Annotated in this window: 18 protein-coding genes, 1 rRNA gene and 1 other RNA gene; 14 read left to right on the top strand and 6 right to left on the bottom strand. The window is 41.2% G+C overall.

The window, feature by feature from the left end; all coding sequences use genetic code 11:
• The first annotated feature begins 71 nt into the window (after nucleotides 1–71).
• Nucleotides 72–323, top strand: a complete 252-nt coding sequence (locus FYJ53_RS12535; protein WP_013381236.1) for a hypothetical protein — start codon at nucleotides 72–74, stop codon at nucleotides 321–323.
• Nucleotides 324–1,599: 1,276 nt separating this feature from the next.
• On the opposite strand, the gene FYJ53_RS12530 is transcribed toward FYJ53_RS12535, so the two are convergent.
• Nucleotides 1,600–2,604 carry a LacI family DNA-binding transcriptional regulator gene (locus FYJ53_RS12530; protein ID WP_013381229.1) on the bottom strand — a complete coding sequence of 335 codons (1,005 nt, stop codon included), beginning with the start codon at nucleotides 2,602–2,604 and terminating at the stop codon, nucleotides 1,600–1,602.
• Between the two features lie 350 nt (nucleotides 2,605–2,954).
• On the opposite strand from FYJ53_RS12530, the gene FYJ53_RS12525 reads away from it, so the two are divergent.
• The 9 genes from FYJ53_RS12525 (at nucleotide 2,955) to FYJ53_RS12485 (ending at nucleotide 12,066) form a co-directional block, all read left to right on the top strand.
• A complete protein-coding gene (locus tag FYJ53_RS12525) occupies nucleotides 2,955–4,025 on the top strand; it encodes an Ldh family oxidoreductase (RefSeq protein WP_013381228.1) in 1,071 nt (356 codons plus the stop codon).
• Nucleotides 4,026–4,056: 31 nt separating this feature from the next.
• Nucleotides 4,057–4,866 (top strand): creatininase family protein, encoded by an 810-nt coding sequence (locus FYJ53_RS12520; protein ID WP_013381227.1) that lies wholly within the window; start codon nucleotides 4,057–4,059, stop codon nucleotides 4,864–4,866.
• 159 nt (nucleotides 4,867–5,025) lie between these two features.
• On the top strand, nucleotides 5,026–5,850 hold the full coding sequence (locus FYJ53_RS12515) for an SDR family NAD(P)-dependent oxidoreductase (RefSeq protein WP_148427981.1): 825 nt from the start codon (nucleotides 5,026–5,028) through the stop codon (nucleotides 5,848–5,850).
• Nucleotides 5,851–5,877: 27 nt separating this feature from the next.
• A complete protein-coding gene (locus FYJ53_RS12510; RefSeq protein ID WP_148427983.1) occupies nucleotides 5,878–7,305 on the top strand; it encodes an L-fucose/L-arabinose isomerase family protein in 1,428 nt (475 codons plus the stop codon).
• Between the two features lie 22 nt (nucleotides 7,306–7,327).
• Nucleotides 7,328–8,218: an SMP-30/gluconolactonase/LRE family protein gene (locus FYJ53_RS12505; RefSeq protein WP_013381223.1), complete on the top strand. Its 891-nt coding sequence runs from the start codon at nucleotides 7,328–7,330 to the stop codon at nucleotides 8,216–8,218.
• An 11-nt stretch (nucleotides 8,219–8,229) separates the two neighbouring features.
• Nucleotides 8,230–9,003 carry an HpcH/HpaI aldolase/citrate lyase family protein gene (locus tag FYJ53_RS12500; protein ID WP_090415344.1) on the top strand — a complete coding sequence of 258 codons (774 nt, stop codon included), beginning with the start codon at nucleotides 8,230–8,232 and terminating at the stop codon, nucleotides 9,001–9,003.
• Nucleotides 9,004–9,100: 97 nt separating this feature from the next.
• Nucleotides 9,101–10,141 carry a TRAP transporter substrate-binding protein gene (locus tag FYJ53_RS12495; RefSeq protein WP_013381221.1) on the top strand — a complete coding sequence of 347 codons (1,041 nt, stop codon included), beginning with the start codon at nucleotides 9,101–9,103 and terminating at the stop codon, nucleotides 10,139–10,141.
• 14 nt (nucleotides 10,142–10,155) lie between these two features.
• The gene (locus FYJ53_RS12490) at nucleotides 10,156–10,773 is read left to right on the top strand and encodes a TRAP transporter small permease (protein WP_013381220.1); all 618 of its coding nucleotides are present in this window, start codon (nucleotides 10,156–10,158) and stop codon (nucleotides 10,771–10,773) included.
• Nucleotides 10,774–12,066, top strand: a complete 1,293-nt coding sequence (locus FYJ53_RS12485) for a TRAP transporter large permease (RefSeq protein ID WP_148427988.1) — start codon at nucleotides 10,774–10,776, stop codon at nucleotides 12,064–12,066.
• Nucleotides 12,067–12,105: 39 nt separating this feature from the next.
• Here FYJ53_RS12485 and FYJ53_RS12480 read toward each other — a convergent pair whose 3' ends face one another.
• On the bottom strand, nucleotides 12,106–12,981 hold the full coding sequence (locus tag FYJ53_RS12480; protein ID WP_148427990.1) for an AraC family transcriptional regulator: 876 nt from the start codon (nucleotides 12,979–12,981) through the stop codon (nucleotides 12,106–12,108).
• 261 nt (nucleotides 12,982–13,242) lie between these two features.
• On the opposite strand from FYJ53_RS12480, the gene FYJ53_RS12475 reads away from it, so the two are divergent.
• From FYJ53_RS12475 to FYJ53_RS12465, 3 genes are read left to right on the top strand one after another with little or no spacing between them, the layout of a single operon-like run.
• On the top strand, nucleotides 13,243–14,448 hold the full coding sequence (locus tag FYJ53_RS12475) for a uroporphyrinogen decarboxylase family protein (protein WP_013381217.1): 1,206 nt from the start codon (nucleotides 13,243–13,245) through the stop codon (nucleotides 14,446–14,448).
• A gap of 15 nt (nucleotides 14,449–14,463) precedes the next feature.
• A complete protein-coding gene (locus FYJ53_RS12470) occupies nucleotides 14,464–15,099 on the top strand; it encodes a corrinoid protein (protein WP_013381216.1) in 636 nt (211 codons plus the stop codon).
• A gap of 13 nt (nucleotides 15,100–15,112) precedes the next feature.
• Nucleotides 15,113–16,546, top strand: a complete 1,434-nt coding sequence (locus FYJ53_RS12465) for a four-carbon acid sugar kinase family protein (RefSeq protein WP_148427992.1) — start codon at nucleotides 15,113–15,115, stop codon at nucleotides 16,544–16,546.
• An 893-nt stretch (nucleotides 16,547–17,439) separates the two neighbouring features.
• Here FYJ53_RS12465 and ssrA read toward each other — a convergent pair.
• From ssrA to FYJ53_RS12445, 4 genes are all read right to left on the bottom strand, one after another.
• Nucleotides 17,440–17,836: a transfer-messenger RNA gene (ssrA, locus tag FYJ53_RS12460) on the bottom strand.
• 19 nt (nucleotides 17,837–17,855) lie between these two features.
• Entirely contained in the window at nucleotides 17,856–18,314 is a 459-nt protein-coding gene (gene smpB / locus FYJ53_RS12455) for an SsrA-binding protein SmpB (protein WP_013381200.1), read from the bottom strand.
• A gap of 89 nt (nucleotides 18,315–18,403) precedes the next feature.
• Entirely contained in the window at nucleotides 18,404–20,557 is a 2,154-nt protein-coding gene (gene rnr / locus FYJ53_RS12450; protein WP_148427994.1) for a ribonuclease R, read from the bottom strand.
• 122 nt (nucleotides 20,558–20,679) lie between these two features.
• Nucleotides 20,680–21,315: a flavodoxin family protein gene (locus FYJ53_RS12445; protein ID WP_013381198.1), complete on the bottom strand. Its 636-nt coding sequence runs from the start codon at nucleotides 21,313–21,315 to the stop codon at nucleotides 20,680–20,682.
• Between the two features lie 449 nt (nucleotides 21,316–21,764).
• Between FYJ53_RS12445 and FYJ53_RS12440 the strand changes: the two genes are divergently transcribed.
• Nucleotides 21,765–21,964: ribosomal RNA gene (locus tag FYJ53_RS12440) — 16S ribosomal RNA — on the top strand; the annotation flags it as partial.

The raw sequence follows: 21,964 nt of genomic DNA, 5'->3' as shown, positions 1-21,964 counted from the left end.
CGTAAATAGAGTTGGCAGATTAACTTTTTATCCAGAGAGTTAATCTGTTTTTTGTTGGAAAGGAGAGTGAAATGTATAGCGATGATCAAATCATCTTCGTCAATCAAATGAGTATTCTTGTCTATGCTCAAGCTGCCGGTCTTGGACTGGATTATAAGCTGAAGCATGTTTTAGTCAAAGGTGTTGACAGTCGTGAAATTACTCTCGATGATGGAGAATGGTATTATCACTATATGGGTATCAGAGGTAGAATTATCCAGTTCGCCACATGGCTCCAGGATATCAGATGGAAAGACCCCATGCAGCAGAACTCAGATTATTGACGTTACAGTACGCCTGAACAAATCAGGATACCAACAGGCCTGCTAGAGGATAAACCGATTACAAAGGAAAAAGAAATACCGTTTTCCTTTGCGCCGCCTAAAAAAGAAGCCCTACCGGAACCTTTTTGCCTATCTGATTAAAATCCGGAAGATCAGTCAGTCCGTTGTCTAGCATTTTATCGAACAGAAAAAACTTTACATAGATGAGCACAACAACTGCGTTTTGCTAAGCCTCGATGAAGAAGACCTGCCGGTCTCCGCCTTTCGGCGCAATACTTATGCAGAGTGTTTTCAGGAATGCGATCATTTTTACAAGCATATTCCAACCCTTGAAGACTGTAACGATGACCTGAGACAAATGGCCGAAAAGCAGGAAAAATAAAGGCAACAAAAGAATCAATCTGAAAAAGAAAATCAAGAAGGCTATTTATAGTTCGGCCAAAATCTATGAGAAGCAGTTGTTTGAAGAAGTTAATCAGGACTGGGAAGATTACCGGATATATAAAAGCATTTCCTTCAATTGCGAGCGCTGTCCTGATGAAAAGCGACAGCAATGTATCGGAAGCAAGTCCTTTGAAAAGATGGCCGATCGTCATGTTTGGGGAGATTACCTTTAAATAATGAGTAGCAATAAATGGGCAGTTGCAGATTTTCAGCCTTAATTCGTGGAGAGAATATCTGAGTCATGACTATCAGTTGGAAACCTTATTTCTTTACTTAAAAGTCAATTATTTATCAGACGTCCGGTAAGCAAATATCATTCAAACAATTGGGCTGTGAGAAGTGTGGAGCTATTAGGGGGTTGAGTTGAATGGTTCCCCGATGTTTTCGGATAATGAGAATAATTTTTCGATCAGTCTTGGTTTAAGAAATTGAATGATCCGTTATGACAGTGATGATAACAGGTTTAGCATATCCAAAAACTGCTATCTGAACCAGTATACAGATAGCCTAATTTTAATCTATCCTGTATCAATCTGCACCAAACCGAAAGAAAAGACGTAAGCGGATGTCGCTGTTCATAGAAACAAGTCGGATCATCACCGATTACGACCTTGGTTTTCAGAGTAATACAGTTTTTGTGATATTATTTGTATCTGGAAAGACAATAAAATGGGTTGAAAAAGAGCTGAATATTTCAGACGATGTTTTTTTACTAAGGAACAAGCTTATTTATAAGCTGGCTAAAACGGACATTAGCGGTCCGTTTTAGCCTATGGGAAATGAGGTTTCCAGCAACGAATGTCCTTTAAAAAAAGAGCAGGTTTAAGCCTTTTTATGTTGTCTTTCGCTCGATTATCTCACAGGGATATAGAAATAAATGCCGTTCAAGATCTGAATCACTCGGATTTATGATGAGTTGAACGGTTTTTTTGATCATATCTTCCAAAGGCTGAATAAAGGTCGTTAAATTGTAAGAGGGATAGGCAGATAAATCAATATTGTCAAATCCAATGATAGCTAAATCTTTAGGGAGATGGAGGTTATATTCATAACGCGCAACATCCATACATCCTGCAGCTATGAGATCATTGGCGCAAAAGATAGCATCGTATTTTTTTGTTTTGTGAGAAAGTATATCTCGCATAATCTGCTGACCCGCCTCATAGGAAAAGGTGCATTTATAAGTGTCGCAGACTGTGAAGCCCTGTTCTTGTAACCGATCCAAAAATCCTTTCTGTCGGTCAATGCTAGTAGAAACATCTTCAATTGATCCGATATAGGCAAACTGGGTATAACCCTTTTTTATAAGATAATCAGCGCAATGACGACCGGCCTCTACATTATCGCAACACACAGCGGTAACGTTGTGGTTATTGGAATAACGATTGAAGAGTAAAACAGGAATATCAAATTGGGCACAATTATCAATCCAGTCAAAAGAAATTGGTGATGACGTTAACAGGATGGCATCAACTCGGTATTGTAGAACCTGCTGCATAACGGCATCGCTATTTTTTTCATCCTCAAGGTTAAAAAAAAGGATTTGTTTATTATATTTTTGAAAAGCGTTGGAAAAGGATGTCAAAATTTTTGCGTAAAAAGGATTAGTAGGGTTTTTCATAATAACGGCAATGATATCTGTCTTATTAGAACTCATACTCCTTGCAATGGCGTCAGGCGTATAATTGAGCTCTTTGGCTGCATCAAAAACTTTTTTTCGCGTTTTATCTTGCATTTTTGAGTTTGGATTAAAGGCACGGGAAACTGTAGCCTGAGAAACGCCTGCCCGTTTGGCTACTTCTATAGATGTGACTCTTTTTTTATTGATAGTTTGCATTTAAAATACTTCCTTGCTGCTTTTATCGTTTTTTAATACGTATTCATCTATGGAGTAGTATGCCATATTTTGTTAGAAAAGACAATCTATTTTTTTGTTAAATCTTAAAAAATAAAAATATTTTTATATTTTTTATAAATTTCAGTTGACAGGTAATAAAAATGAGTGTATTATTAAAAACATAAAGAATACGTATTCACAGAACGTTTCTAATAAAGTGAAAGATAAAAAAATATAAGTTTTTTCAATCTAAATATAGCTTTTAAAAAGAAATAATAATATTATTTTATATTTTTTTAACAATTAATGAATACGTATTAATTTTCAACAAACAAGAAAGAAGGAGAAAAATGGAAGAGGCAAAAACAAAAAAAATCAGCGCTGAAACTTTAGAAACCTTTATTACAGAGCTCTTTGAAAAAGCAAATATGTCGAAAAAAGATGCGGTCTTTCATGCGAAAGCTCTTGTGAAAAGCAACCTTTGGGGGGTGGATTCACATGGTGTCATTCGTGTGCCAGCTTACTTCAACCGAATGCTGAACGGAGGCATTAATACAAAGCCGGATATTAAAGTGGTCCGTGGTGAAGGCAACATGGAAGTCATTGATGGCGATGGCGCAGCAGGCTTTATTGTTGCGAGAGAAGCCATGAAGCGTGCCATTGAAAAAGCGCGGGTTGGCGGCATTGCTGCCGTTGGTGCGGTTAATAGCAATCACTTTGGTGCTGGCGGTCTTTATGCCAGAATGGCAGTCGAAGAAGGTATGGTGGGGATTGCAATGACCAACGTAAAGCCTTTGATTGTGGGTCCGGGTGCTAAAAAACCTGTTGTTGGAAATAACCCCATAGCTTTTGGTATTCCAACTTATGGTGATTTTCCGTTTATCCTTGATATGTCTCTTTCAAAGGTTGCTGGCGGTAAGCTTACACTGGCCATTAAGAAAAAAGAAAAAATTCCAATGGACTGGGCTACGGATAAAGAAGGCAAACCAACGGATGATCCACAAAAAGCTTTCGATGGATATTTGATGCCGATGGGCGATTATAAAGGCCTTGGTCTTGCTTATGTTGTTGATATTCTTTCAGGTGTTATTTCAGGCGGTGTGTTCTCGCATCAGATGAAGAGCATGTACGCAAATCCTGAAGAGCCAAGTTTAACAGGCCATTTCATGATTGTTTTGGATATTTCAAAAATTATTCCAAAAGAAGAAATGAAAAAACGGATGAAGGAATACTATGACACTTTAAAAGCAACGCCAATGCTTGAAGAAGGTACAGAAATGTTTTTGCCAGGCGAAATTGAATACCGCAAAGAGCGGGAGCGTTTGAGAGATGGTGTGCCAGTTCCGGAAACTACAATTGAAGAATTAAAAGAATTAGCTGAAAAATACAATGTCAATAAGCCGTTAACGGTTTTAGAATAAATAATATGATTAATAATAAGGAGAAATTAAAATGTTAAAAAGAAAACACTTATGGTGGGACGAGCTCTCAAAAGAAGAAATCCTGGAAGATGTAAAAAATTGTGATATGGCAATCCTGCCAATTGGTGCTACTGAACAGCACGGACCTCATTGCCCTTGCGGATGTGATGCTTACAATGCAAAAGGTTTAGCTGAAAAGGTTGCTGAAAAAACTGGCGCCATGCTTTTACCACTGCTTCCTTATGGTTCTCATCCATACCATCACTGGTATATGCCTGGGACCATTCCTTTGGGATATGAAACACACACAAACGTACTTTGTGATATTATCCGTGGTGCTGCCAATGCTGGCTACAAAAAATTCTTTATCCTTTCCGCTCATGGTCAGGTATCCACAACATTAGTTGCAGTTCATAAGCTTGGCCTTGAAGGTTACTTTACCCTTTCTGCTCACTGGTATGATCTTCTGAGAGATAATCAGACAGCCCTTGAAACGCCAATGACCCATGCCGATGAAGCTGAAACTTCCATGGCTCTTTACCTTTATCCACAGTACATTGACATGAGCAAGGCTGTTGATGATGGCGGCGAATGTCTCATTAATGATGAATTCATGATTAAACCGGGTATGACTCCAAAGCCAGGTCAGATGTACCACTTTGAAGGAACCTTTGCTCGTCCAGAATATATTGAACTGAAAAGCGGTGTTATTGGACATCCAACACTGGCAACCGTTGAAAAAGGCGAAGCCATTGTTGAAAAAGCAGTCAGCCTGATTTCTGACATTGTTGAAGATGTTATGGAACGTTTCCCGGCTGGCGTTCAACCTCCTGTAAAATAAGAAAAATTTACTGATAAAAAACCCTCCCCCTTATAATGTATTAATGGTTCAGCTTCAGCCAAGGCTGGGCTGTGTGCAGAATTCATTTCTGCGCACCTCGGAGTACAGATTTGAAGCTGTATTGCGAAGTGTACAGAAATAAGCAATAAAGGAGTAAAAATGAAACTAAAAAATAAGGTCGCCATTGTTACAGGCGGTAGCAAAGGAATTGGATACGGTATTGCAGAAGAGTACCTAAAAGAAGGTGCGAAAGTAGTCATTTGTGCCAGAAATAAAGAAGAAGGAGTAAAAGCAGTTGAAGAGCTAAAGCAATTTGGGGATGTTTTCTTTGTACCTTGTGATGTATCGATACAGCAATCCAACGAGGCACTGGTAGCAGAGACAGTAAAAAAGTTTGGCCGTGTGGATATTTTTGTTGCCAATGCTGGAATTAATGATCCTGACAAAACACATTACTTGAATATTACCGATGAGCAGTATGAACGAATCATGGGAGTCAACCTCAAAGGTGTATTTTTTGGTGGGCAGGCAGCAGCGAGACAAATGGTTAAGCAGGGAGATGGTGGAGCTATTGTCAACGTATCCTCAGTTAATGCTTATCTTGCTTTAGATAGCCAGATGCTTTATACCACCAGTAAAGGCGGTGTAGGTCAACTGACAAAAGTGCAGGCTGTAGCCCTGACAGATTACAATATTAAAGTCAACGCTATTTGCCCAGGGCCCATTGATACAGAATTGATGCGCCGTGTCGGCTCTGATCCACAGCTCTTTAATACCGTTATTTCCAGAACCCCCATTGGACGTGTAGGAACGCCGAACGAATGTGGCCGTCTAGCTGTTTTTCTGGCTTGTGACGACTCAAACTTTGTTTTCGGACAATCTATTTTTATCGATGGTGGCCGTGGTTTCCAGGCATTCCCGGTACCAGGCTACAAGACAGTAACCGATGAAGAATTCGAACAGCTTCAATCAATAAAAAAATAATTTATAAAAATCAAGGAGTAAAATACTATGAGTTTACCAAAAGTCGGGATGATTACCTTCGGTGATCCAAGAGAGCATGAATGGCGTACAGTATTCAGTAAAGTAGCAATTCCAAGACATGAACAGGCATTGGAATTTTTCAAACAATTTGATATGGAAGTCTTTACCTGCGGCAGTGTCGCCTGTAATGCTAAAGACATTGAAGAACAGGCAAAGGAATTAAAGGCAAAAGGCGCAGAAATTTTCTTAGGACACATTCCCTGCTGGACTTGGCCTAATTTAGTTGTCCGTGCCGCACAGGCCATGGATATGCCAACAGTTTTAGTCGCCAATGACGATCCAGGAACCCATGCGACAGTTGGTCTTTTGGGGGGCGGAGGTGCCCTGACTCAGGTAGGCATTGACCACGTCCGTATCAGTAGTGATTTTGAAGGACCTAAAAAAGGATTATTTGAAAAAAAAATGATGCCTTATATTAAGGCTGCCAGCGCAGCCGGCCGTTTGAAGGGCAAAACTTTCGGTTTGTTTGGCGGACGCTCTATGGGTATTGATACTGGAACCTTTGACCCAATGCAGTGGAAGCGCATGTTTAAAATTGATTCAGATCACATCGACCACGAAGAAATCATCCGTCGGGCAGAAGTTATTGACGAAGTCAGAATTGAAAAAATGTTTGACTGGCTCACCTCCAATGTGAAAGCAGTTAATTACAATGAAAAATTTACAAAGGAAAAATTAAAGTACCAGATTGCCTGTTATTTTGCCACAAAGGATATTATCAGTGACCGAAGCCTGGATTTTGCCGCCATTAAGTGTATGCCGGATATGACTAACTTCAGAATCCCACAATGTATTTCTACAGCCTTCCTAAACAGCGGCTACGATGCAGACGGAAATTTTGAACCCTTTGCCATTGCCTGTGAGGCGGATGCAGACGCAGCATTGACAATGGAAATGATGAAGCTTTTAACGGACGGAATGCCAACTATGTTTGCAGATGTTGGACATGTGGACTATGAAAATAATTTGATTTTTCTGCCAAATTGTGGCTCGATGTGCACTTGGTTCGCAGGACGCCACTGTGATGGCTGTGAAAACCTCAAAAATGTTGAGTTGATGATGGCGAATCGTCCAACTGGCGGTGCAGTAACCTACATGAACCCATCTCCCGGTAAAATTACTTTGGCAAGGCTTTGTAGAAATACAGGAAAATATGAAATGATTATCATGGAAGCTGAATTCGTTATGCCGAATCAGGAAATTGTTGATGGTTTCAAAAAAGCCAGAGGTATCCATCAACTGCCGGTAGCTTTTGTTCATACCGATTATGATATAGAATCTTTTATGGATCAGTTCAATTCAAACCATATTACAGCAGTTGCTGGAAAGCATGCAGCGGAACTTGTTCAGTTGTGCCGGATTCTTGGTATTGAAGCAAAAGTAATGGAGGCATAAAGCCTATAAACAGGAGGGTGAGATGACTCTGAAGTTAAGAAAAGATAATGCAGGCTTGGACAAAATTCTTGATCCTTCACAGACTTTGCAGATTGAGGCACAGGGATTTACCTTTATTGAAGGTGGTGTATGGAATAAACAGAAAAAAAGTCTTATATTCAATGATATACCAGAAAGTAAAACCTATGAATATTTCCCTGGGCAGCCGCCGAGGCTGATCCGGGAAAATACGCACAAAGCCAACGGCAATGCCTATGATTTAGATGGTAATATCGTTGTCTGTGAACACGTTCGTAGTTGTATTTCAAAGTTAGATGTTCAAACAGGTGATGTGCGAGTTTTAGCATCACATTATGAAGGGAAAGAGCTTAACAGCCCGAATGATGTTGTTGTCAAAAGTAATGGCGTTATCTTTTTTACAGATCCGCGCTTTGGAAGAAATCCATCATGGGTTGGATTGGAAAGAGAGCAAGAGTTGGATTTTCAAGGCGTTTTCAGCTTATATCCTAAGACTGGAAGACTAAGACTTTTATGCAGAGATTTAGATAATCCAAATGGACTTTGCTTTTCTCCAGATGAGCAGTATCTGTATATTAATGATCCACCCAAAAGTCATATTCGTCGCTTTAAAGTAAGGCTAGATGGTAACCTTGAGGAAGGAACTGTATTTGCAATAACTAAGGGTGAGGGAAAGGGAAAACCCGATGGGATGAAGACAGATGTAGAAGGTAACCTTTACTGCTGTGCCCAAGGGGGAGTTCATATTTTCAACAAGAAAGGCATATGCCTTGGTGTAGTGAAAATACCGGAACAATCAGGCAACTGTGCATTTGGAGGGGATGACATGAAGACATTGTATGTTATGGCGACAGATAAGCTTTATAGTTTTAGAACAAAAATAAAAGGAAATTAAGGATTTATAAAATGATACGTAAAAATAAAGTAAAACAAATCTTAAGAGAAGGTGGTTCAGCCATTGGTACCTTTGTCAAGACAACAGATGCCAGTGCTGTAGAAATTATGGGAATGTGCGGTTTTGATTTTTTTGTTATCGATAGTGAGCATGTTTCTTATAACCCTGAAACTATTACAGATTTAGTGCGGGTTTCGGATATTTCGGGTATAGTACCAATTGTCAGAATTAAAGAAAGTACACCAGTTAACGTCATGCAGGCCCTTGATCAGGGTGCTTTAGGTTTCCATGCTCCGAATGTCGATACCTATGACCATGCGAAATGCGTTGTGGACAGTGGACGGTATGCACCTCTTGGTAACCGTGGCTTTGCACCAACTCACAGGGCCGCAGGTTACGGATTGATGAATAAGCAGGAATATATTAAAATGGCAAATGAAGAAATTTTAACCATTCTCCATTGCGAAACCATGGAAGCTGTTTTAAATTTAGATGAAATCCTAACGCTTCCAGAGCTGGATGTCATTTTTATTGGACCCATGGATTTGTCACAATCTCTTGGAGCAGAGGTTATGGGAAATCGAAATCATCCAGAGCTGTTAAAGGTTATTGATACAATTATTGAAAAGGTTAACACAGCAGGCAAGGCAGTAGGAACGGTTGCAGGAGACGCTAAAATGGCCAAAGAGCTCATTGAAAAAGGTGTTCGATATGTGCCCATTAGCTCAGATCAGGGCATGATGGCAGACATGGCAAAGCTCATTATTAAAGATTTAAAAGCATAATTCTGAAAAATAAAGATGAACGTGAACGGATAACTTGATAAATAACATTATTAATGGCAAAGTAAAACTTGCCAAATAAAATGCTGGGGGAATAATAATGAAAAAACGATTGATCTGCGTTGTTCTAGTGAGTTGCTTGCTCACGGGACTTTTTGCAGGCTGCGGTAAAGAAAAAAAAGTCGATGCCAATGGAAACCCCATAACGGTTATTCGATTGGCTCATGATAATAATGTTAATACTCCGGTTCACAAAGCATTTTTAAAATTCAAGGAAGATGTGGAAAAAGCTTCCAATGGAAGCATTGAAGTCATGATTTTCCCAAGCGCCCAGATGGGGAGCGTTTCGGACACCTTTGAACAGGCACGTCGCGGCGACATTGAAATGAGCGCCAGTACAACTTCCAATTTTACAAGTACCATTCCAGAGTTTTCGGTTTGGGAAAGTTACTATTTGTTTGATGATTCTGAGCACGCTGCCAGAGTACTTGATGGTGATGCAGGTAAAAAGTTAATGGAGCCTTTGAATGACCAAAACCTGGAGGGGATCGGTTATATGGAAATTGGCTTCAGAAATTTCTCGAACAGTAAACGACCCATTAATCAGGTTGATGATTTGTTTAATCTGAAAATCCGTGGTTACAATCCACTGCAGATTAAAGCATGGAGTGCTTTGGGTGTTACCCTTAGTGCAGTTAGCTTTAATGAGCTCTATACTTCCCTGCAACAGAACCTGATTGATGGTCAGGAATGTGCAACCTCAAGCTTTTATACTGAAAAATTTTATGAAACACAAAAGTATTGGTCTTTAACCAAACATCTTTACACCAATTTCCTATGGTATGCCAATAAAGACTTTATGGACGGTCTCTCTGAAGAAAATCGTGCAATTATTACAAAGGCAGCTAAGGAGTGTATTGACTATGAACGTCAGCTGGTAGCGGAAACAGAAGAAAGTTCACTGAAAAATATTGAAGAAGCAGGCGTTCAGATTAATGAAGTACCAACGGAAACAAAGCGTGAAATGGCTCAGAAAATGAATGACAGCATTAAAAATGATATTATAAAAAACTGCGGTCAGGATATTTACGACTATGTCATGGAACAAGTTGAGCTCGAACGTACGAATTCAGCACAATAGTTGGGGGAAGCAAAATGAAAAAAGTATTAAAATGGTTAGACGTTAACTTTGAACCTTTGCTGATCGCGGTTCTATTTACGGCGTTAATTTTGTTGATTACTATACAGGTTATCCTGCGTCTTTCACCTTTAGCGGGCTTTTCCTGGGGAGAAGAAATTTCCCGTTTTATGTTTGTATGGCTTATGTATTTTAGCTTTAGCTATGCAACACGAAATAACCGACACATTCGTGTATCCTTTTTTGTGAAAAAATTACCAGAAAGTGCACAAAAGGTTATTCTCTTTATTTGTGATATTCTATTTCTGATTTTTTCAGGTTTTGTTCTGGTAGCATGCTTTAACATCTGCATGACTGCAAGCCGTTTTAACGACATGGCAGTTACACTGGATATTTCTATGAATGTACTTTATGCAGCAGGCGTTGTGGGATATGCTCTGATGGTTGTCCGAATTATTCAGGGAATCGTTTGGAAGGTTAAACATTGGGGTGATAGTGCTGAAATTTTTGAAAATTTTGGCGGTGAATTCACGCCGGATAATAGAGTCTTTTTTGACACCATGCCCGAAGGGGAATTTGCTGCAGAAGTTGATCGGGATTTAGAAGAAGTTATTGAAAAAGAGGAGGGGAAATAAATGGTTACCGCTGTATTATTTATATCCTTTGTTGTACTGCTGCTAATCTCAGTACCAATCGGGATTGCGCTTGGCCTGGCCTCATTGGCAACCATTCTGTTACTGGATCCAATCAGTATGGAGACATTTTCACAATCCATGGTACAGGGTCTGAACTCCTTTCCGCTTATCGCCGTACCGCTCTTTGCTTTTGCGGGCGATATTATGGGTAAAGGTGGATTGTCCAAACGCTTACTGGATTTAATTGGTATTGTCTTTGGACGTTTTACAGGTGGTCTTGGGATTGTCTCTATTGTAACCTGCCTGTTCTTCGCAGCGATTTCAGGAACCGGTTCTGCTACAGTAGCAGCCGTTGGCTGCATCATGCTGCCATCCATGTTTGAAAAGAAATACGATAAGGTTTTTTCATCTTCACTTATCGCAACTGCCGGTACAACTGGGGTTATTATTCCGCCAAGTATTTGCATGGTAGTATACGCAGTAGCTGCCGGCGTGTCTGTTACGGGGCTCTTTACAGCTGGCATTCTTCCCGGTATTGTCATTGGTGTTGCTTTAATCATTTATACGATTTTTCGCTCTAAAAAAGAAAAATACGTTGGTGAAAAGCGTACCTATACTGGAAAAGAAATTGTACGAATAATTATCGAAGCCATTCCGGCACTGCTGGTACCAGTCATCATCCTCGGCGGAATTTACGGTGGTATTTTTACACCGACTGAAGCTGCTGCTGTAGCTTCGATTTATGGTGTCATTGTTAGTGTGTTCATCTATAAAGAAGTTAAAATCAAGGATTTGCCACACATCATGTTCAATTCGGTTTATATGTGTGCAACGGTTCTTATTATCATTGGTATATCTGCAGGGTTTGGACGTATTTTAACAATTACTCAGGCGCCGATTGCTATTGCAAACGCCATTCTCAGCTTTACTTCAAGCAAAGTTTTGATTTTAATCTTAATTAATGTGCTGTTGTTAATTGTCGGAACATTTATGGAAACAAACTCAGCTATTATTATTCTGACACCAATACTTCTGCCAATTGTAACACAAATTGGTGTAAACCCAATTCATTTTGGGGTCATTATGGTACTGAATTTAGCCATTGGGTTCATTACGCCGCCGCTCGGGGCGAATCTCTTTATGGCAAGTCAGGTAGGGAATGTTAAATTTGACAATATATGCAGGGGGATCATCCCTTGGATTCTTGTAATGATCGTTGTATTGATGATTATTACCTTTGTCCCAGAAATCACTTTAGCATTGCCGCAGATGATGAATATTCCAATTAAATAAGATAAAACACCCCGCATATTCAATGCGGGGTGTTTATTTTTAGAAAGTTTCAAGTTTGCGGTATTCTTTTGGTGTAAGGCCCGTGTGCTTTTTAAATTGTCTTGAAAAGTAATTGGCGTCTTCGAAACCCGTTTTTACAGAAATTTCTGAGATAGAAAGGTTGGTGCTTTTTAAAAGGTAACAGGACTCCTTCATACGAAGGTTTAAGCAGTATTTTTTTGGTGATAGGCCATATTTTTCGGTAAAAAGTCGCCGAAACTGGCGTTCTGAAAGGCAGGCAAGCGCTGCTAGATCCTCAACAATCAGGGGTTCAGTATAGTGGTCTTCAAGATAGGAAATGACTTTTTGAAACTTTTGCTTCTGGCTGTTTTGAGAATCGTTTTTTTCATAAATTCTGGAAAGATAAGTAATGAGAATCATAAAATAGGAATGAACCATAACCTCATAACCATTTTCAGAACAGCTGACCTCCTCCAATAAGTGGTCACATATATTCGAAATATAGTAAAGCTCATCGTAAAGTAAATGCAGCACATTCGTTAAATCCATGCTTTCGTTCAAGGTAGCCTGCAACACGAACAGGGATTGAAAGCCCTCGTTTTGCTTAAGGGTTCCCGCATATTTCATTAAATCGTCGGCATGGAAAAGCAGATGAATAATTTCTAGCCCCTCAACCTCATGAAGATGGTGGGGAGTAAAGCTGTTGATCACGTAAACACAGCCCTCTGTCAAATTTTTTTCGTAATTATTTACGATAATTTTCCCCCGGCCTCCTGTCACAATTGTTAATTGGGAAAACTCATGAATATGGGCATGATCCGACTCAGTCAGCTTGAGCTTTTCAATGCAAAAGGGAATACAGTTGAAGAAAATATTCCGTTTTTCGTTTTTACTGATAAGTTCGTATTGTCTCATAGATTAATTATATACGCTTAGGCAGTAATTGCAAAGGAAAACTTTTTAGTAAGATAAGTAAAAAAACGAATAAATGTCCGAAAAATGCTATTTTCATTCCGAAAACTTCTAAAAAATGTTTTTTTATGCTAATGAAAGGCCATTTGATGAATAGGAAGATCTTGTAGAGGCTGATATAATTATATTATCAAGTTATCCGTTTTCGATAAAAGGCAGTTCACCGTTTGTAATAAAGTTTTCATTTAATCAAGGAGAGATAAAATGGCAGAAATGAAATCAAGAGAGCGCGTTATCCGCGCCATCGAACATCAGGAAACAGACAGAATACCCATTGACATTGGAGGCTTATCAAACATTACAACTATGCATAAAGATGCATACCGTAAAATGCAGAAATACTTGGGACATGAAGGGGAACCTTTTGAAATTTCTTCCATGCTTTCACAGTCTGCTAAGCCGGATGAATATGTGAGAAAACGCTTTAAGGCAGATTGTTATCCCATTTATTCAAGTGGTCCCGAAGGATATATGAAGATACTTCAGACAGACCCGGTTGACGGCTCAACCTTTTATTATGACGATTTTCAGGTTAAGTGGGCTTGCCCTAAAAATGGCTTTTTCTACGATCCAGTGGGACATCCGCTGGCAGAGATGAAAACCATTGACGAAATGGAAGCCTTTGACTGGCCAGATCCCTATGACAAAACCAATATTAATGGTCAGGGTATTGTTGGCCTTGGCGATAAAGCAAAGGATTTATACGAAAATACTGATTATGCATTGGTAGTAGGCGGTATTTTTAACGGCGGCACCTTTGTACCGATAGAACAGCTGCTGGGTTATGAAAAATTCTTTAAAATGCTGATGAAAAAACCAGATACGGTTCGTTATCTTTTGGATAAGATTTTGACCTACGAAAAAGCCCATTGGGATATGCTTTTGGATGAAGTGGGCAAATATGCCAGCGTTGCGGTTTTATCTGACGATTTAGGCTCACAGATTGCACCAATCATGCGCCCATCCATTTACCGGGATGTGATTAAGCCTTATCATAAGGAAATTGTCAATTTTATTAAATCTAAATGCGATCATATTAAAATCGTCTACCACTGCGATGGTGCAATTTCAGAATTTTTGCCAGATATGCTCGATATTGGTTACGATGCCTGGAACCCCGTCCAATTTTCTGCAAATGGCATGGATGATACCGCAGCTATTAACCGGGAATACGGCGATAAAATTGCTTTCTGGGGTGGAACCTGTGACGCACAGGGCGTGCTCTCAAGAGGGACGGTTGAAGAAGTCAAAGAGGATGTTAAGCGCAGAATTAAAGATCTGGCACCAGGCAGTGGCTTAGTCCTTGCATCCGTACACAACATTCAAAGAGAAGTGCCCATTGAAAACATGGTCGCGCTTTATGATTCGTTTTACGAATACGGCACTGCTTTTATGCAGGGCAAATTATAATCAGGGAGAAAAATAATGGAAGAAATTTTAAAAGAAATCACAGATTTAGTTGTTGAAGGCGAAGATGAGGAAGTGCCAAAGGTGGTACAGAAAGCTCTCGATGCAGGCATTGATGCAAATGTTATTTTAAGAGAAGGCTTAGTTACTGCAATGGATGTTGTGGGGCCGCGAATGGCTTCCGGTGACATGTATGTGCCGGAGGTTCTCATGTGTGCAGACGCTATGCGCGCAGGTCTGGAAATACTGAACCCAATCCTTGCAGAAGGTGATAATGCCTCTTTAGGTAAAATCATCATTGGTTCGGTTGAAGGAGACCTTCACGATATTGGAAAAAATCTTGTAGCCATGATGTTGGAAAGCTCCGGCTTTGAGGTTATCGACATTGGTATTAATCAGTCTACCCCAAGATTTGAAATGGCCATTGAAGAGCACGATCCAGATATTGTTGCGTTATCGGCATTGCTGACGACAACCATGCCCGCTCTTAAAGAAACAACTAAGGCACTTAAAGAAAAGGGCTATCGTTCAAAAATTCTAGTTGGCGGAGCACCTGTAGATCAGGCCTACGCCGATGAAATTGGAGCGGACGGCTATGCAGAAGACGGTGCCGGCGCAGTAGTGTGCTCGAAACAGCTTTTAAATATCGCATAAAGAAGGCAGAAAAATGGAAGATAAACTTAATGTATCCATTCTTGACAGCTTTTCCAAGGTTGATGAAAAAAATATTGACCAAAAGCTGAAGGAAGCCCTTCAAAGCTTCCACAAAAAAATTGTTGTCCTTGATGATGACCCTACTGGGGTTCAAACCGTACACGATGTGTCCGTTTATACGGATTGGTCAGAGGAAAGTATCTATGATGGTTTTGCTGAAAAAAATAGTATGTTTTTTGTCTTGACAAATTCTAGAGGCATGACAGTACAGGAAACCGAAGCAGTTCATAAAGAAATCGCCCAAAATATTTTGAAGGTAAGTGCACAAACTGGTAAAGAATTTCTGGTTATCAGCCGAAGTGATTCTACCTTAAGAGGTCATTACCCCCTTGAAACAGAGACTCTTAAGGAAACCCTTGAAGCTGGCTTAAATATGAAACTGGATGGCGAAATCCTGCTTCCGTTTTTCAAAGAAGGCGGCAGATTTACAATTAATAATGTCCATTATGTTATGGAAAGCGATAATCTCATCCCGGCAGCACAGACTGAGTTTGCAAAAGATAAATCCTTTGGTTACAAGGCATCGCATCTTGGGAAATGGTGTGAAGAAAAAACCGGCGGTCGATTTAAAGAAAAAGATGTTACTTACATTTCGTTGGAAGATTTGAGAAAATGTGAGACCGAGAAAATTACAGAAGCTATGTGTGAAGTAACGGACTTTAATAAAATTGTCGTCAATGCTGTTGATTATATTGATATAAAAGTATTTACTATAGCTTTGATTAATGCCATGAATCGGGGAAAGAACTTTATACTCCGCTCTGCAGCGGCAATTACTAAGGTTTTAGGCGGTGTTTCAGATAAACCACTGCTCGCTCACGATGATCTTATCCTGGAAGAAAATAAAAATGGGGGCATTATCATTGTTGGCTCCCATGTTAACAAGACCACCGCACAACTGGAAGAACTCAAAAAATCTAAAGCACCAATTGAATTTGTTGAATTTAATCAGCACCGCGTGCTAGAAGATAAGGGGCTTGAAGAAGAAGTTAAGCGTGTTGTCAGCATTGTAGATACCCTTATTCAGGAAGGGAAAACTGCTGCTGTTTACACTAGAAGAAACCGCTTTGATCTGAAGACAGACGATAAGGATGAGCAAATAAAAGTATCTGTCAAGATTTCTGACGCTGTTACCAGCATTGTCACAAATCTCACAGTACGGCCTAATTTTATCGTTGCTAAAGGTGGCATTACTTCCAGCGACGTGGGTACAAAAGCCTTAGCGGTGAAAAAAGCCAATGTTATGGGTCAAATTAAGCCAGGTGTTCCTGTGTGGATGACGGGCTCTGAAAGTAAATTTCCAGGGCTCCCTTACATTATCTTTCCAGGAAACGTTGGCACTAATGAAACCTTGAAAGATGTAGTAGAAAGATTAATGGGAATGTGAAGATATATAAGAAATCTTATACAAAAGTCTACGATCTATGGTACTAAACTCCATCTCTTTAAATATATTTTTCAGAAATACTTAGACTGGGAAAAAGCCAAATCTCCTCATAAGATAGCTTCACATAGTATTACTATAATGCTATGTGAAGTTTATTTTTTTAGATGCTTTTTCACTCACTACTAAGGCATAATAAGAAGAATCAAAAGACAATAAAGGAAGCTCAAAAGTGTTTTTATTTACATAGCTTAGGCCGGTATTGATTTACTTAAATATAAACAAAACATCGTTAAAATAATATAATTTGTTTATAATCATTTGTTTTCTATTCTGGTAGACTCATTAAAACATGAAAGAGATGATTCTGCCTCGTTCAACATAACAATGTAAACAAGCCGCCAATTAATCCAATGGATGAATGTTGTTTTTTTAATTGTCAAAAACAATAATCTTATTGAAGCTACAACACTGACTGAAAATCTTTTTGATTATCTTTGAAGAGAAGAGATCAACACTGTATTGGAGACTGTCAAATCATAATATTTATATCCGATAGTTTATATCGCCATTAACTATGGATTTAGACCAGGAGAATTATTAGGATTAAAGTGGCAATCAATCGATTTAGAAAATGGTAGGACGGACATAAATTTTAGTGCTGTTCAAGTCGAACATAACCTACAATAACCGTTAAAAAACAAATATATTCAAAGGTCTTTTGTGCTGTCAGAGGATTCGATACATATTTTAAAAGAAGTAAAGGTCGAGCAAGAAGAAAACCAAAAATATTGTGGAAACTGCTATTATAAACAGGAGCATGCCTTTGTTTTCTTACAGGAAAATAAAAACAGTTTAAACCATCCGAAAATGGCTTAAACTGGCGGTTCCATGAATGGTGGAGACGGTGGGAGTCGAACCCACGTCCGAAAATGCATTCACAGGAGCTTCTCCGAGCACAGTCATTGATTAATATTCGCCCTGCGGGATCTCCAATGACAAAGATCCTGTAGAACTAGCCTCTTATGCGTTTGCGGACCGAGGCCCTTCCTCAAACGGTTCCCTGCTGTTATGAACGCTGATCTCCAAATCGCAGGTTAAATGGAGGAGCGTGCAGCAATTATTATGCTGCGGTAAGTCTTAATACGGGTTTAGACTGCAATTAAGCAGCTAAAGCCATACCGTAACTTCTGTTTTCTTTTGCGTTTATATTTAAGTGCCACTTTTAACGATGATCAGCGCATCGGCTCGCTACTCAAGCTTCAACATCCCCGTCGAAACCTTTACGTCCCCATTTGGGTATTTCTGAAAGCTAAACGCTGTGCCGCAGATTTTTCTGGATACGCCGGTTAGCGTCCCGCTCTGCGATGGTGTGCCGTTTATCATAGAGTTTTTTGCCCTTTGCCAGTGCCAGCTCAAGCTTAACCCGCCCGTTTTTAAAATACAGGGACAGAGGCACCAGGGTATAGCCCTCACGCTGCTTAAGCCCAATCAGCTTGCGGATCTGCTGCTTATGCAGGAGCAGTTTTCTCGGACGCAGGGGGTCTTTGTTATAGATGTTCCCGTGCTCGTAAGGGGTAATGTTCATTTGATAAACATAAACTTCGCCGTCTTTGATGTCGGCATGGCTTTCTTTCAGGCTGGCCTTGCCCTGGCGGAGAGATTTAACCTCGGTTCCGGCAAGGACGATTCCGCATTCATAAGTTTCTTCGATGAAGTAATCGTGCCGGGCTTTTTTGTTCTTGGCAATGACTTTGACTGAATCGGCCATAACACCCATTTCCTTTCTTTCAGATAGTATTTTATTATACCAGAACCAAAGCGATTAATCAAGGGGTAAATTTGTGCGGCAGGGGCGGCTTATGGCCGTCCCTGCTTTGGTGTCTGGGCAATTTCAAAATCTATCTGCCGGTTGTTGATGTCGGCGTGAATGAGTTTGACGGTGACATCCTGCCCCAGCTTGTAGATTTTTCCAAAACGTTCACCTACCTGCTGGTGCATTTCCTCGTCGTAATAATAGTAGTCGTCCTTCAGACTCTGGAGACGAACCAGGCCTTCGATGGTATTGGGAAGCTCTACAAAAAAGCCAAAGGAGGTCACACCGCTGATCTGGCCTGAGAAGGTTTCGCCGATATGCCTTGACATATACTCAACCATTTTGATCTTGTCCACCTCACGCTCAATATCGTCTGCCCGGCGTTCCCGTTCAGAGCAGTGCTTTGCTATTTCATCAATATGGCCCTTCAGGTATTTTACTTCCTTGGGGGTGACCGCGTGTTCCATGATCTTAGATAGGGTTCGGTGGAGAGACAGGTCGGGATAACGGCGGATCGGCGAGGTGAAATGGGTGTAATAGCCGGCGCCTAGGGCGTAGTGCCCCTTACAGTTGCCTTCGTAGACGGCCTGTTGCATGGTTCGCAGCATCAGACGGGTAATGATGTTTTCCTCGGGGGAATCTTCAATATCCTTTTGAAGCCTCTGGAAATCCTTCCCCGTCACTGGCGTGTCCTCTTCACCGAGGCTGAAGCCAAAGCGTCCGATAAAGGTGCGGAAGGCTGTGAGCTTTTCGGGATCGGGCTCGGGGTGGTTGCGGAAGATAAAGGGCAGGCCGGTCTTTTCGATATGGGCGGCGACTGTTTCATTGGCAGCCAGCATAAACTCCTCGATGATCCGTTCGGAGATTCCGCGTTCCAGGGCGACAATCTCACAGGGGTAACCCTTTTTGTCCAGCGTGATTTTGGGCTCTGGAAAATCAAAATCGACTGCGCCCCGGCGGATCCGGCGTTCATTATAGAGTATGGACATCAGCGCCTCCATTTGAAAGAGCGTGCGCTCAAAAGGCTCAAGTGCTGCGGTACCTTCATCGTGGGTGCCGTCCAGCAGCCGGTTTACCTGACGATAGGTCATGCGGGCAGCCGAGTGAATTACGGATTTAAAAATATCGTAGCTCAGGATATTGCCCTTGCTGTCAATCTCCATAATACAGCTCATGGTCAGACGGTCCACGTCTGGCTTGAGGCTGCACACATTGTTAGAAAGATTAAAGGGGAGCATCGGGATTACCTGGTCGATGGCGTAAATGCTGGTGCCGCGCTCGTAGGCCTCCAGGTCAATGGCGCCCTGCTCAGTGATATAGTTGCTGACATCTGCGATATGAACGCCCAGCACATAATGCCCATTTTCGTTCATGCTCAGGGAGACGGCATCGTCAAAATCCTTGGCGTCGTCGCCGTCAATGGTAAAGATTGTCTCGCCTCTCAGGTCAACGCGGTCTTTTAACATTTCGGGTGTGATTGTGTCACTCAACATATTGGCGTCACGGAGAGTCTCCTCGGAAAATTCCATGGGTACGTCAAATTCTCTGAAGATGGACAGAACGTCAATCCTCGGGTCGTCGGCGCTTCCGAGTACCTCCACGATACGGCCCTCGGGATTTTGGCCGCCTTCGGGCCAGACCGTTACGCTTACGACAACCTTGTCATTGGTGTGGGCACCGTACATATAGCGTTCGGGAATAAAAATATCTTTGTTGAGTTTATCGTTATCTGGGATGACAAAGCCAAAGTTTTTGTGTTGCTCGAAACGGCCGACCAGCTTGCTGCGGCCGCGCTCCAGTACTTTGACAATTTCGCCTTCCGCCCGGCGGTCCTTTGCGGCTGTGAGGAGGCGCACCTCCACGCGGTCCATGTCCAGAGCGCCATTTAAGGAGCTGGGGGCAATAAAAATGTCCTGATCCATGCTCTCATCGTCCGGGGTCACAAAGCCAAAGCCTCTGGAGTGTCCCTGGAGGATTCCGGTAATTCTTTTTTCGTCCTTGATGTTGACATAGCGTTCCTGATGGTCGCAGGCGATTTTGCCCTTCCGCACCATCTCAGTCAGCAGATTGTTCAGCATCTGTTTATCTTTTTTATTGTGAAGATCCAAAAGGTATGCCAGATCCTTAAAGCGCATTGGCCTATATCTGGAGCTTTCGATTACGGACTTCACCATCTTTTTTAAGTCTTTTGTTTTCATAATGCCTCATTTTCTGTATAATATATAACCTTTATAGGTTCATTCTAACAGAGTAAAGTCTTAAACTCAATCAATTACATAAAATTAACCGCTGCTCTCAGAAGAAAACAGCGGTTAAAGGATCAATCCCTTAACGCAGAGATGGACGCAGCGATCTGGGCGGCTTTTTCAAAAATCTCGGGCTGCTTGGATAAATCGGGCTTCATATCCGGCGTGTAGATTATGCCGTCCTGCGCCATCAGCGCAAGTCCGCTCATTTCGCAGACATCACCCACACCACAGGTCATACAGGCGATGGGGGTTTGAACATTTAAAAACTCCGGCGCTGGCAGACGGTGGTAATTGACGAAAAAGTCGGTCAGGCCCTTTTGGGCAACCTCTGGACTGGTACCGGAGGAGACCACACAAATAATTTTTTTGAGCTTAAGCCTGACGCCCAGGTGGCGCAGAGCAAACCAGCGCTCCAGAAAAACATGGGTCATGGCATTAAAACCCAGAGAAAACGCGTAATAGGTGGGAAAGCCAAGAATCAGAACATCTGCCTCCATGAGACAGGACTGGATATGATCCCAGCCGTCCTGCTGTACACAGCGGTTTGTATGGACACAGCGCATACAGCCAAGGCAGGGGCGCAGTTCATAGTCGCTCAGATAAATAAGATCCTGATCGACACCCTCCAGATTATTTGAGAGGTACTCAACGACCTGGGCGGTGTTCCCGTCCTTGCGAGGAGAACCAACAACCGATAAAACCTTCATAACAATACTCCTTCTTCCTTATATAATGTAGGTATTCCTTAAAGAACAATATAGCAGAGAAGCCTTTTAAAAACAATGATAAAAAAACGTAAAAAATTTCAGAAAGGGTATTGACATTCCTAAAGCATCGTCGTATAATAATGAAGCTGTCGCAAGTGAGGCGGCAAGTGAGTGAGAAATCACCACTTAGCAAAAAGTTTTTTTAAAAAAAGTTCAAAAAGAACTTGACAGAGAAAAAACAAGATGCTAAAATATAGAAGTTCTCTCGCAAAGAGGAAACAACGATTACAGCGTAGAGTTGTAAGGGTCATAGAAAAGAGAATAGTACCATAAAACCTGAAATTCCAGCTGAATAAAATCAGCAAAGGATAAAACGCAAGTGCGGTGAACACTTCAAAAAATCATCAAATGAACCAGATCAAGAAGCCGAAAGGCTAAACGATAAACTTTTTATTGAGAGTTTGATCCTGGCTCAGGACGAACGCTGGCGGTATGCTTAACACATGCAAGTCGAACGAGAAAGTTTTGAATGATCCTTCGGGTGAAATTAGAACTGGAAAGTGGCGAACGGGTGAGTAACGCGTGGGTAACCTGCCCTATGGAAAGGAATAGCCTCGGGAAACTGGGAGTAAAGCCTTATATTATGGTT

It is taken from the genome of Eubacterium sp. BL-380-WT-2B (genome assembly GCF_009696115.1).
GTDB classification, from domain to species: Bacteria; Bacillota; Clostridia; order Eubacteriales; family Eubacteriaceae; genus Eubacterium; species Eubacterium callanderi.
Note: the sequence above shows the minus strand (reverse complement) of the source record. Positions and strands in the feature narration are given on the sequence as shown.